We start from the raw sequence: 11727 nt of genomic DNA, 5'->3' as shown, positions 1-11727 counted from the left end.
GCGATCGACCTGCTCGGCAAGGAGTTCCCGCAGGCGTCCGCGTCGGGCGCGACCGCGCGGGTCGTCTTCGAGGCGCCGCCCGGCCAGAAGCTCACCGACCCGGCGAACAGGGCCGAGATCACCGCCCTCACCGCCGAGTTGAAGAAGGCCCCGCAGGTCGCGAGCGTGACGGAACCGTTCGCCTCGGGCCTGGTCGGCAAGGACGGCACGATCGCGTACGCGCAGGTGACGTACCGGGTCGCGAAGGCCGACATGACGGACGCGGCCTCGGACGCGCTGCACGAGGTGGCCGCGGCCGGCGAGAAGGCGGGCCTGACGGTGAGCCTCGGCGGGACCGCCGTACAGGAGAAGTCCGGTGGCAGCGCGGCCGAGTTGATCGGGCTCGCGGTGGCGGCCGTGGCGCTGGTCATCACGTTCGGTTCGCTGCTCGCGGCCGGACTCCCTTTGCTGACGGCCCTGTTCGGGGTCGGCGTGGCGATCCTGTGCATCACGCTGGCGACGTCGTTCGTGGACATGGCGTCGGCGTCGTCGACGCTCGCGCTGATGCTGGGCCTGGCGGTCGCGATCGACTACGCGCTGTTCATCGTCTCCCGGTACCGCAGTGAGATCCGGGAGGGGCACGAGCCACAGGAGGCGGCCGGGCGGGCGCTGGGCACGGCGGGTTCGGCGGTCGTCTTCGCGGGCCTGACGGTGATCATCGCGCTGGCCGGGCTGAGCGTGATCGGCATCAAGATGCTGACCAGCATGGGTCTCGCCGCCGCGTTCGCGGTCGCCGTCGCGGTCGTGATCGCGCTGACGCTGCTGCCCGCGGTGCTGGGCTTCGCCGGGATGCGGATCATGCGGGGGAAGCTGACGAGTGAGCGGCACCGGGCGGAGGAGCGCGGCGAGCGCGAGGCGATGGGTGTGCGCTGGGGCCGGTTCGTGACCCGCAACCCGGTGAAGATGCTGGTCGTGTCGGTGCTCGGGCTCGGTGTGCTGGCCCTCCCGGCGACGGATCTGCGCCTCACGCTGCCCGACGACAGCATGGCCTCGCCGGGCTCCACGCAGCGGATCGCCTACGACACGCTCAGCGAGGGGTTCGGTCCCGGTTTCAACGGTCCGCTGACCGTCGTCGTGGACGCCCGGGGGAGCGACGACCCGAAGAAAGCGGCAGCAACCGCTTACAACACGCTCAAGGGTCTCGGCGACCTCGCCTCCGTACGGCCCGCCGTCTTCAACCGGGCCGGGGACGTCGCCCTGATCGGCGCGGTCCCGAAGTCCTCGCCGACCAGCGAGAGGACGAAGGACCTGGTGGGTGAGATCCGGGAGCACAGCGCGGAGTTGGAGAAGGAGACCGGCGCCGAGCTCATGGTGACCGGCACGACGGCGGTGAACATCGACGTGTCGCAGAAGCTGGGCGACGCGATGATCCCGTACCTCGCGATCGTCGTCGGCCTCGCGCTGATCCTGCTGCTGCTGGTGTTCCGCTCGATCCTGGTCCCGCTGAAGGCAGCCCTGGGCTTCCTGCTCAGCGTCGTCGCCACGCTCGGCGTCCTGGTCGCCGTCTTCCAGTGGGGCTGGCTGAAGGACCTGTTCGGCATCGACCAGACCGCGCCGATCGTGAGCGTCCTGCCGATCCTGCTGATCGGCGTGGTGTTCGGGCTCGCGATGGACTACGAGGTGTTCCTCGTGACCCGGATGCGGGAGGAGTACGTGCACGGCGCGGAGCCGGTGGAGGCGGTCGTCTCCGGGTTCCGGCACGGGGCGCGGGTGGTCACGGCCGCCGCGGTCATCATGATCTCCGTCTTCGCCGGGTTCCTGCTCGACGACGTCGCGCTGGTGAAGTCGATCGGCCTCGGCCTCGCCTCCGCCGTCCTCTTCGACGCGTTCGTCGTCCGCATGACGATCGTCCCGGCCGTCATGGCCCTGGTCGGGCGCCGCGCCTGGGCGCTGCCGACGTGGCTCGACCGGGTCATGCCGGACGTGGACGTCGAGGGAGAGAAACTCCGGAAAACGCTTGCAGCAAAGGACGGCTCGCCGACCGAGCCGGTGCCCGTACGGCAGGCCTGACCAGGTACGAAACGCTCGGCGCCGTATCGTCGTACGGCACCGGAGGCCCGCCCGCCGGTTTCCCCTCCCGGCGGGCGGGCCGCCATGATCCCGAAGGGCGCCCCCTTGACCGTACGGCCCAGCCTCCGCGAACAGCCCCGGCTGCCCGAGTCGCTCGGCGACGACCCCGACGACAGGGTGATCATCTCGATCGTCAACCGGCTCGGCGGCTGGCGGCTCGCGGACCGGGCGCACCCCTGGGTGCGCAGGGCCGGGGTGCCGGTGCTGTGCGTGCTGCTGGGCGTGCCGTCGCTGCTGAACCCGGCGAACCACGCGAAGGTGTGGCTGCACCTGCTGCTGATGGCGGCGTTCGCGGTGCCGCTGCTGTGGCGGGAGCGGCGGCCGGGGACGGTGTTCGCGGTGACGACCGCGGTGTCGGTGGCCGCCCAGTTCTTCGTGGTGTTCAACGGCGCGGACGCGGCGCGCGCGGTCGCCCTCTACAGCGTCGGACGGCACGGTACGCCACGGCAGTTGGCTGTCGCGGTGGCCGTGACGATGGTCCAACTCCTCAGCTGGTCCGCCGTGTTCTGGAACGCGGGCCGGCTCCAGAACGCCACCCGGCCCGAGGTGGTGACGGTGCTGGCGATGGCGGCCATGGCCGCGTTCGCGGGGCTCGGGCTCGCCGGGCGGCTGGTGAACACGGTGATCAGGGCGCTGGAGAAGGACCGCGACCAGCAGGCGCTGCTCGCCGCCGCCCAGGAACGGGCGCGGGTGGCACGGGAGATGCACGACATCCTCGGCCACACCCTCGCCGTGATCGTCGGCCTCGCCGACGGGGCCGCCGCGCTCGCCGCGACCAAGCCGGAGCGGGGCGCGCAGACCCTCGGCATCATCGCGGACAGCGGCCGGGACGCCCTCGGCGAGCTACGGCGGCTGCTCGCCGTCATCGACGCGGGCGACGCGCCGCGCGGCGAGGCACCGCTCGCGCCGCAGCCCGGAGTCGGCGACCTCTCCGGCCTGCTGGAGCGGGTACGGGCCGCCGGGCCCGCCGCGCGGCTGCGTACCGAGGGGCAACTGGACGCGCTGTCACCGGGGTTGCAGCTCGCCGTCTACCGCATCGTCCAGGAGGCCCTCACCAACACGCTCAAGCACGCCGCCCCCGATACGACCGTCCAGGTCGCCGTCACGGCCGACGCGCAGGACGTCCGGATCTCCGTCGAGGACACCGGGCCCTTCGTCGGGGCGCCTTCGCGCGGGGGCAAGGGGCTCGTCGGGATGCGGGAACGCGCCGCGCTCTACCAGGGCGAGGTCACGTCGGGGCCCAACTCCCTCGGCGGCTGGACCGTCACGGCCCGGCTCGCCTCCACCGCCCACCCGGACCGCCCCGCCGCAACCGGCCGCTCAGCCCACTCGGACCCTTCGGAGAGACGTCACCCATGACCACCGTACTCATCGTCGACGACCAGGCCCTCCAACGCCTCGGTTTCCGCATGCTGTTGGAGGCGCAGCCCGATCTCACCGTCGCCGGTGAGGCGTCCGGCGGCAGCGAGGCCGTGCGGCTCACCGCCGAACTGCGGCCCGACGTCGTCCTGATGGACGTCCGCATGCCCGGTATGGACGGCATCGAGGCGACCCGCCGGATCGTCGAATCCGGGGGCCGCTCACGGGTGTTGGTGCTGACGACCTTCGACCTCGACGAGTACGCGTACGACGCGTTGCGCGCCGGGGCCAGCGGCTTCTTCCTCAAGGACGCGCGGCCCGAGGAGCTGGTCGTCGGGATCCGCGCCGTCGCCGCCGGGGACTCCGTCATCTCCCCCAGCCTCACACGGAAGTTGATCGACGCGTTCACCACGCGGATGCCGGGGCGGGGCGGCGGGCAGGACCGGCCGCTCGCCGAACTCACCGAGCGGGAGCGGGAGGTGCTGATCGCGGTGGCCTCCGGGTGGACCAACGGGGAGATCGCGGAGCGGTTCCATCTCGCCGAGTCGACCGTCAAGTCGCATGTCAGCCGGGTGATGGCGAAGATCGGGGCGCGGGACCGGGTGCAGGCGGTGATCTTCGCGTACGACGCGGGGCTGGTGCGGCCGGCGTGAGTTTCTGAGAGCGGTTACTGCCCCGTTACCGGGAAGATCAGGCAGCTGCTCGTCGCGTGGGCGAGGGCGCGGTCCGCTTCGTCGAGGAGGACCGCCTGGGCCAGGGCCGTCGTGCGGCCGGAGTGCAGGACCGTGCCGACCGCCCGGACCCGGCCCGTGTCCTTCGTGATCCGGCGCAGGAACTTCACCGTGAGGTCCAGCGAGGTGTATCCCGTCTCCGGCGGCAGCACCGACTGCACGGCGCAGCCCGCCGCCGAGTCCAGCAGCGTCGCGTAGACGCCGCCGTGCACACTGCCGATCGGGTTGTAGTGGTCCTCGCGCGGGACGATCGAGAACACGACCCGCCCCTTCTCCGCCTCGTCCAGCGTGAAGTCCAGGGTCGCCGCTATCGGGGCCGCGGGGAGGTTCCCCGCCTGGATCTCCCGGAGGAAGTCGAGGCCGCTGGCCTTCCCCACGGCTGCCGCCGTGACCGCCGGGTCTCCCCACTCGTACGTTCTGCTGCGTGCCATGGCCTCGACGGTAACCAAGCGCTTAGCTGGCTGTCAACGACGAAGTCAGGTGGGTAGGGTGGGGGGTATGGAGTGGCTCGACGTGGACACCGGCCGGTGTCCGGTACAGCGGACTTTGGACGTCGTCGGAGAGAAATGGACCTTTCTCATCCTGCGCGACGCGATGAACGGCGTACGCCGCTTCGAGGAATTCCGGCGGCATCTGGGAGTTTCCGAAGCGGTGCTGAGCGGGCGGCTGCGGAAACTGGTCGACGCCGGAATTCTGCGGACCGAGGCGTACCGGGAACCGGGCGCGCGGGAGCGGTTCGAATACCGGCTGACCCGGAAAGGGTGGGACCTGTGGCCGGTACTGGTCGCGCTCCGGCAATGGGGGGATTCCTATGCCGGGGTGGAAGAGGGGCCGGTACTGGACCTGCGGCACAAGGACTGCGGCGGGGAGGCCCGGGTGGTCGTGGAGTGCGCTGACGGCCACGGCGCGTTGACGCCGTGGGATGTTCTCGCCGAGCCGGGGCCGGGTGCCCGGGTGCGCTAAAGGCCGCCTGCGTCCAAAAGGGCACCGACCAACGGCTGAAGCAGTCCTTTCAGATCATCCGCCCCGATTCCCGCCCTCGCGCTCGCGCCGTCGAAAACCAGGACCAGCTGGCGGGACAGCAGATCGGGGTCACCGGCCCCGCCCTTTTCCGCCTCCGCCCGGAAGAATTCCCGCAGGTTCTCCTTCACCCGGTAGGCCACCTTGCTCGCCGGGTGTTCCGGGGATTTCAGTTCCACCTGGACCGCCAGGAAAGGGCACCCCCGGTAGTCCGGGCCGAGCGCCTGGCTCGCCACCCGGGTGAAGACGTGCAGGATGCGGTCCCTCGGGGTGCCGTCCGGCCCCTCCGGGAGGAGGTGCGCCGCGTACTCCGCCGCCCTCGACTCCAGGCTCGCCGCCAGCAACTCGTCCTTGCTCGCGAAGAGTTGGTACATGGAGCGTTTGGACACGCCCGCCGCCTTGCACAGGGCCTCCACGCCGATGCCGACGCCCTCGCGGTACGAGAGGTCGGCGGCGGCGGCGACGAGGCGGGCTCGGGTATCGGGCTTGTCCGGGGTGGTCATGGTGAAAGGTTAATCCGGTGCAGGCCCTTCCTGTCGTAGAGGCGGGTCACGCCGAAGCCGAAGGCCAGCGCCGCCAGGAGACCGGCGCCCATCATCAGCCAGCCGCGGGTCAGGCCCGCGTCGCCCTGGGCGTCGTAGTAGAGGATCGAGCGCACGCCGCCGGTGATCTGACGCAGCGGCTCGAACTCCGCCAGGAAGCGGTAGAAGCCGGGCAGCGCTTCCAGCGGGGTCGTCGCGCCGGCCGTCGGGACGGCCATGGCGATGAAGACGAGGGTGACCAGGAGCATGCCCGGCGTACCGGCGACGGCGAGGAGGGCGAGCGCGCCGATGCCGCAGACGGCGATCGCGGCGACCGAGTAGAGCCACAGCAACGGCAGGTGCCCGGCGTCCATGCCCATGATCCCGACCGCGCCGAGCATCACCAGCGTGCCCATGACCAGGGAGAGCCCGGCCATCATCGTGCTGCTGACGGCGAGGGTCTGGACCCGGGTCGCGCGGATGAGGGGCCGGTGCAGGCGGCGTGGGCCCATGTCGTTGTGCGTGTAGCCGAGGGCGTGGTCGACCTGCCCCGTGAGGACGTTCGCGGCGAGCATCCCGCAGACGACGAGGACGAGGGAGTAGTAGAAGGCGGTCATCCCGAGGCCGCTGTGGTCGCCGATGGGGTGCCCGTCCTCGATATGCACGGCGATCGGGTCGGCGGCCAACGCCTTGTCGGGCAGCGCGAGTTGGCGCCCAAGCCGGGCCGACGCCGCGCTCGCCGCCTCCGTCGCGGCCTGCCGGGCGAAGCTGGAGCCGAGGCTCCCGGCGGACTGGTTGGTGAGGACGGTCAGGGTCGGCCGGTGGGTCGCGGTGCCGTTGCTGAGAGCGGTTACTGAAACGGAGAAGTCGGCGGGGACGACGAGGGCGCCGTACAGCTCGCCCTTGCCTAGCTGTGTCCGGGCCTCGCGTTCGGTCATCACCTTCCACTCGACCTTGTCGCCGGGCGCGGCGGCGATGCCCTGGGCGACCCGGGCGCCCAGCTCACCGCCGTCCGCGTCGACGAGGGCGACCGGGAGGTTCTTCAGCTGGCCGGCCGGGTCGATGTTCGCGCCGACGTAGAAGAGGGTGAACAGCAGTGCCAGCACCCCCGTGAGCACGCCGTTGGCGATCCACAGGGGGCGGGCACGCAGGACGCGGTACGGGCTCACGCCGGGGCCGGTCACAGTCCGAACGGGGCGTACATGTCGGCGATCTCACCGGCGAGCGCGGCCTTGGCCCAGCGGCTGGTGTCGTCGGCGAGGACCTCGTGCGCGTCGGTGTCGACGTACCCCATGTGCAGGCCGGTGACGCGGATGCCGCGTGGCTTCAGGGTGGTCACGGGAGCTCCAGGGCAGCGAGGAAGAGAGGGAAACCGATCAGTTTTTGATCGACCCCCCCACCATAAACCGACCGTTTTCCACAGTCCAAATCATTGACGCGACCATGTCCTACCTTTAAGTTCTGGCCGAAGTTACGAACTACGTTCGAAATTACGGACAAGGGACGGTCCTGTATGCCTCGGATGTATCGCGGGCGCAGACTGCTGCTCTGCCTGCTCGCGCTGCTCGGCCTGCTGGCCGCCACCGCGCAACCGGTGGCGGCGGCCGACGGCCGCCCGTACACCAACCCGCTCAAGTCGGCCAAGGGCGCCGACCCCTGGCTGGAGTACCACGACGGGAACTACTACCTGGTGACCACGACGTTCACCGGCATCCTCGGCATCCGGAAGTCACCGACCCTCGCGGGCCTCGCGACCGCGCCGAACGTGCAGGTGTGGTCGGACACGACGGCGAGCCGCGACACCAACATCTGGGCACCCGAGCTGCACTTCCTGAACGGCCGCTGGTACCTGTACTACTCGGCCGGACAGAGCGGCGTCGCCTGCTGCGACTCGCAGCGCACGCACGTCCTGGAGAGCACCGGGACCGACCCGCTGGGCCCGTACACGTACAAGAACACGCTCACCGGCTCGAACCTCACGCCGGGCGGCTGGCTGATCGACGCGACCGTGCTCCAGGCCGGCGGGAAGCTGTATCTGGTAGGAAGCGGTTTCAGCAACGGGAGTACACAGAGCCTGGTCATCGCGCCGATGAGCAACCCGTACACGCTGGCCAGCAGGGCGTTCAGCATCATCTCCAGCCCCACGCTGAGCTGGGAGACGTCCGGCATGCCCGTCAACGAGGCTCCCGAGCCGCTGTACCGCGACGGCCGTACGTTCCTGACGTTCTCCGCGAGCTACTGCCAGACCGCCGACTACAAGCTCGGCCAACTGGAGCTGACCGGCCCGGACCCGCTGAGCGCCTCGTCGTGGACGAAGAAGCAGACGCCGGTCTTCCAGCGCAGCGACGCGAACGGCGTCTACGGCCCCGGCCACAACGGCTTCTTCACCTCGCCGGACGGCACGGAGAACTGGCTCGTCTACCACGCCAACAACTCGGCGAGCGGCGGCTGCGGCAACGGACGGACCACGCGGGCCCAGAAGTTCACCTGGAACGCCGACGGCACCCCGGACTTCGGCACGCCGGTCGCGCTCGGTACGACGCTCCCCGGCCCGTCCGGCGAGACGGCAACCACGCCGACGGCGTACACGCTCGTGAACCGCAACAGCGGCAAGTGCCTGGACGTGAACGGGAGTTCGTCCGCCGACGGGGCGAATGTCCAGCAGTGGACGTGCACCGGCGGCGCGAACCAGAAGTGGCGGGTCGAGGATCTCGGCGACGACACGAACCGGCTGGTGAACGTGGCGTCCGGCAAGGTCCTCGACACGGCGGACTGCTCGGCGGCGGACGGCGCCGACCTGCGCCAGTGGTCGTGGCTCAACAACAAGTGCCAGCGGTTCCGGCTGGTGTTCACGGCCTCCGGCGACCACGTACGGCTCGTCAACGAGAACAGCGGCAAGGTCGCGGACGCCGCCGACTGCGGCGCGGCCGACGGGACCGACGTCCGGCAGTGGACGTGGCTGAACAACAACTGCCAGCAGTGGCGCCTCGTGCCCGCTGCCTGACCTGTGCGGAGAACTACCTTGAGACGTAACGCCCTTCGGCTGCTGACAGCCGTACTCCTCGCCCTCGCAGGGGTGTTGACCACCGTGACCCCGTCGCAGGCCGCCGTGCCGGACTCCCCCGCCGTGACCTACACGAACCCGATCGCCGAACAGCGGGCCGACCCGCACATCTTCAAACACACCGACGGCTACTACTACTTCACCGCGACCGTGCCCGCCTACGACAAGATCGTGCTGCGCCGCGCGACGACCATCCAGGGCCTCTCGACGGCCCCGGAGACCACCATCTGGACCAAGCACGCGAGCGGCGTGATGGGCGCGCACATCTGGGCGCCGGAGATCCACTTCATCGACGGCAAGTGGTACGTGTACTTCGCGGCCGGGGCCACCAACGACATCTGGGCGATCCGGATGTACGTCCTGGAGGGCACCGGCGCGAACCCGCTGACCGCGACCTGGACCGAGAAGGGCCAGATCAGGACCACGTGGGAGACGTTCTCGCTGGACGCGACCACGTTCGTCGTCGGCGGCGTGCGCTACCTCGCGTGGGCGCAGCGCAACCCCGCCGAGGACAACAACACCAGCCTGTTCATCGCGAAGATGGCCAACCCCTGGACGATCCAGGGGACTCCGGCCGAGCTGTCGGCGCCGACGCTGTCGTGGGAGACCATCGGGTTCAAGGTGAACGAGGGCCCGGCCGTCATCGAGCACGGCGGCAAGGTCTTCATGACGTACTCGGCGAGCGCGACCGACGCCAACTACTGCCTGGGGATGCTGACCGCGTCCGCGACCGCCGACCTCACCAACCCGGCGTCCTGGACGAAGAGTTCGAACCCCGTGTTCCGCTCGAACGCGGCGACCTCGCAGTACGGTCCCGGCCACAACTCGTTCACGGTCTCCGAGGACGGCAAGTCCGACATCCTCGTCTACCACGACCGCAGCTACAAGGACATCACCGGCGACCCGCTGAACGACCCCAACCGCCGTACCCGCGTGCAGAAGGTGTATTGGAAGGCCGACGGCACCCCCGACTTCGGCGTCCCGGTCGCCGACGGGGTCACCCCGCAGCGCCTGTCCTCGTACAACTTCCCCGACCGGTTCGTCCGCCACTACGACTACCGGGCGCGCATCGAGGCGAACGTATCGCCCCTCGCCGACTCGCAGTTCAAGGCCGTGGCCGGGCTCGCGGGCAGCGGGACCGTGTCCCTGGAGTCCGCGAACTTCCCCGGCTACTACCTGCGGAGCAACAGCGCCTCCGAGGTGCGGGTGGAGAAGAACGACGGCACGGCCGCCTTCGCGTCCTCCGCGAGCTTCTACAGCCGCGCCGGGCTCGCGGACGCGGCCGGGGTGTCGTACGAGTCGTACGGCACGCCCGGCCGGTACGTCCGGCACTACGACTACCTGCTGTACGTGCAGGCGTTGAGCACGGCGACGGACCGGGCCGACGCCACGTTCTACCGCCAGTGACGGGCTAGAAGACGACGGTCCAGCCCTCCTGGGCCGCCTGCGCCGAGGTGTACGACACTCCGTGCACCTTCAGGGCCTTGGCGTCCAGGAGGGTGATCTCGCCGCCGTTGTTGGGGAGTTGGGCGCCGCCTCGCAGGGGAACCTGTAGGGCGGCGCCCGCCGCAATGGGCCCCGGGGGTACGGGAGTTGTGTTGCCGACGCGGTCCACCAGGCTCCAGCCCGTCAGGTCCACGGGGTCCGGGGAGGCGTTGAGGAGGGTGACCTGTTCCGGTTCGGGGGCGGGGCCGCGCGGGTTGACCAGCGCCGCGACGATCCTCACCGGCTGCGTGCCGGGTTCCGGGCGGGTGCCGTCCGTGTCCTTCAGGGCGTGGCCCGTCACGTCGTCCGTGTGCCAGGCCTGGCTCTGGAAGGCGAGGAAGACGGCGACCCAGCGGTCCTTGCCGGCCTCGCCCGGCAGGCGGATCAGGAGGCCGCCGTCCTGCCAGACGCCGTCGTCCTTCTGGAACCGTTTGCTGTTGCCCTGGTTCATGTGGATGTCGTGCACGCCGTTACCCGGCAGGAAGCCGAACACCTTGTCCCTGACGCCGGTTTCGGGGCCCCAGCGTTCACCGAAGACGTACAGGCGGGCGCCCTCGGTCTCCAGGGCGCGGCGGACGTAGTGGTCCAGCAGGTCGGCCAGGTCGTTGTCCGGGCCGCTCACGTCCGGCGGCAGCGTCCTCATCTTCGCCGGGTCGAACAGGTTGCCCCGGATGAAGTCCAGGTTCGGGCCGCCCGGGCCTGCCGGGAGCTTGTTCCAGCCGCCCGCCAGACCCGCGAGGCGGGCCGTCACCGGGTGCTGGAAATCGTCGTCCACCAGGTACAGCAGCTCCGAAGGGCGTTCCTGGGACAGGACGTTGACGGAGATCCGGTAGTGCGTGCCGGACTCGTCCGCGACGTGGATCTGGTAGTGCGGGCTGTCCGTGCCGCCCTCCCTGCGGGTGTCCACCGCTCGGGCGATCAGGACTCCGTACGTCTTCAACGGCATGGGTGATCAACTCCCCCCGTGGGCGGGCGGATTGCCCGCCTCTGCGGTGATGGTAGAGGGATGTCGGCCATGATCACCGGCATACCGGACCCCGGTTCACCCCTACGATCGGCCCGTGGTCACCTTCTCGCTCGAACGTACGGTCCCGCTTCCGCCGGAGGAGGCCTGGAGCCGGCTCACCGAGTGGCGCCGCCATGGCGACGTCGTCCCCCTCACTCGTGTCACCGTCCTCACGCCCGCGCCCACCGGCGAGGGCACGGTCTTCGTCGCCCGCACCGGCCTCGGGCCCCTCTCCTTCGACGACCGCATGGAGGTCACGGTCTGGCAGCCGCCCTCCGACGACGGCACTCCCGGCCTGTGCCGCCTGGAGAAACGGGGACGCGTCGTACTCGGGTGGGCCGAGATCGAGGTACGGCCCGGGCCCGGCGGGCGGGCGCGGGTGGTGTGGCGGGAGGAGTTGCGTACGCGGTTTCTGCCGGGTTTCTGCGATGG

11 protein-coding genes and 1 pseudogene are annotated in these 11727 nt (G+C 70.4%); 7 read left to right on the top strand and 5 right to left on the bottom strand.

Features of this window, described 5'->3' with window-relative positions; translation table 11 throughout:
* The 3 genes from AOK24_RS23520 to AOK24_RS23510 all read left to right on the top strand — a co-directional run.
* Window positions 1-2049: MMPL family transporter (locus AOK24_RS23520; protein ID WP_055722058.1), on the top strand; the 2049-nt coding region annotated here is incomplete at its 5' end.
* Window positions 2050-2154: 105 nt separating this feature from the next.
* Window positions 2155-3468, top strand: coding sequence for a sensor histidine kinase (locus tag AOK24_RS23515; protein ID WP_055722060.1), 1314 nt, complete (start codon window positions 2155-2157; stop codon window positions 3466-3468).
* Complete coding sequence (locus AOK24_RS23510) at window positions 3465-4121, top strand: response regulator (protein WP_055722057.1); 657 nt, start codon at window positions 3465-3467, stop codon at window positions 4119-4121. The genes AOK24_RS23515 and AOK24_RS23510 overlap by 4 nt, the downstream gene beginning before the upstream one ends.
* 14 nt (window positions 4122-4135) lie before the next feature.
* Here the strand turns inward: AOK24_RS23510 and AOK24_RS23505 are convergent, their stop codons facing one another.
* Window positions 4136-4630, bottom strand: coding sequence for a PaaI family thioesterase (locus AOK24_RS23505; RefSeq protein WP_055722056.1), 495 nt, complete (start codon window positions 4628-4630; stop codon window positions 4136-4138).
* Between the two features lie 67 nt (window positions 4631-4697).
* On the opposite strand from AOK24_RS23505, the gene AOK24_RS23500 reads away from it, so the two are divergent.
* The gene (locus AOK24_RS23500; protein WP_055722055.1) at window positions 4698-5162 is read left to right on the top strand and encodes a winged helix-turn-helix transcriptional regulator; all 465 of its coding nucleotides are present in this window, start codon (window positions 4698-4700) and stop codon (window positions 5160-5162) included.
* On the opposite strand, the gene AOK24_RS23495 is transcribed toward AOK24_RS23500, so the two are convergent.
* From AOK24_RS23495 to AOK24_RS46280, 3 genes and pseudogenes are all read right to left on the bottom strand, one after another.
* Window positions 5159-5722, bottom strand: coding sequence for a TetR/AcrR family transcriptional regulator (locus AOK24_RS23495; protein ID WP_055722054.1), 564 nt, complete (start codon window positions 5720-5722; stop codon window positions 5159-5161). The two genes, AOK24_RS23500 and AOK24_RS23495, sit on opposite strands and share 4 nt — an antisense overlap.
* The gene (locus AOK24_RS23490) at window positions 5719-6909 is read right to left on the bottom strand and encodes a DUF3533 domain-containing protein (RefSeq protein WP_240554074.1); all 1191 of its coding nucleotides are present in this window, start codon (window positions 6907-6909) and stop codon (window positions 5719-5721) included. Before AOK24_RS23490 ends, AOK24_RS23495 begins: the two co-directional genes overlap by 4 nt.
* An 11-nt stretch (window positions 6910-6920) precedes the next feature.
* Window positions 6921-7070: pseudogene (locus tag AOK24_RS46280) on the bottom strand (short-chain dehydrogenase); the annotation flags it as partial.
* A 183-nt stretch (window positions 7071-7253) separates the two neighbouring features.
* On the opposite strand from AOK24_RS46280, the gene AOK24_RS23485 reads away from it, so the two are divergent.
* Together AOK24_RS23485 and AOK24_RS23480 are read left to right on the top strand one after the other, a co-directional pair.
* Window positions 7254-8744, top strand: a complete 1491-nt coding sequence (locus AOK24_RS23485; protein WP_055722052.1) for a family 43 glycosylhydrolase — start codon at window positions 7254-7256, stop codon at window positions 8742-8744.
* A gap of 18 nt (window positions 8745-8762) precedes the next feature.
* Window positions 8763-10211, top strand: a complete 1449-nt coding sequence (locus AOK24_RS23480) for a family 43 glycosylhydrolase (RefSeq protein ID WP_055722051.1) — start codon at window positions 8763-8765, stop codon at window positions 10209-10211.
* A 4-nt stretch (window positions 10212-10215) separates the two neighbouring features.
* Here the strand turns inward: AOK24_RS23480 and AOK24_RS23475 are convergent, their stop codons facing one another.
* Complete coding sequence (locus tag AOK24_RS23475; protein WP_055722050.1) at window positions 10216-11235, bottom strand: DUF2278 family protein; 1020 nt, start codon at window positions 11233-11235, stop codon at window positions 10216-10218.
* Window positions 11236-11350: 115 nt separating this feature from the next.
* On the opposite strand from AOK24_RS23475, the gene AOK24_RS23470 reads away from it, so the two are divergent.
* Window positions 11351-11727 (top strand): SRPBCC family protein (locus AOK24_RS23470; protein ID WP_055722059.1); only part of this gene is annotated, 377 nt, incomplete at its 3' end.

Origin of the sequence: Streptomyces niveiscabiei, assembly GCF_001419795.1 — a bacterium.
GTDB lineage: Bacteria > Actinomycetota > Actinomycetes > Streptomycetales > Streptomycetaceae > Streptomyces > Streptomyces niveiscabiei.
Note: the sequence above shows the minus strand (reverse complement) of the source record. Positions and strands in the feature narration are given on the sequence as shown.

Bases quoted from the DNA above. Each gene is read 5' to 3' on its own strand.
- AOK24_RS23510 (WP_055722057.1), top strand. From the start codon at position 3,465: ATGACCACCGTACTCATCGTCGACGACCAGGCCCTCCAACGCCTCGGT.
- AOK24_RS23505 (WP_055722056.1), bottom strand. From the start codon at position 4,630: ATGGCACGCAGCAGAACGTACGAGTGGGGAGACCCGGCGGTCACGGCG.
- AOK24_RS23500 (WP_055722055.1), top strand. From the start codon at position 4,698: ATGGAGTGGCTCGACGTGGACACCGGCCGGTGTCCGGTACAGCGGACT.
- AOK24_RS23495 (WP_055722054.1), bottom strand. From the start codon at position 5,722: ATGACCACCCCGGACAAGCCCGATACCCGAGCCCGCCTCGTCGCCGCC.
- AOK24_RS23485 (WP_055722052.1), top strand. From the start codon at position 7,254: ATGCCTCGGATGTATCGCGGGCGCAGACTGCTGCTCTGCCTGCTCGCG.
- AOK24_RS23475 (WP_055722050.1), bottom strand. From the start codon at position 11,235: ATGCCGTTGAAGACGTACGGAGTCCTGATCGCCCGAGCGGTGGACACC.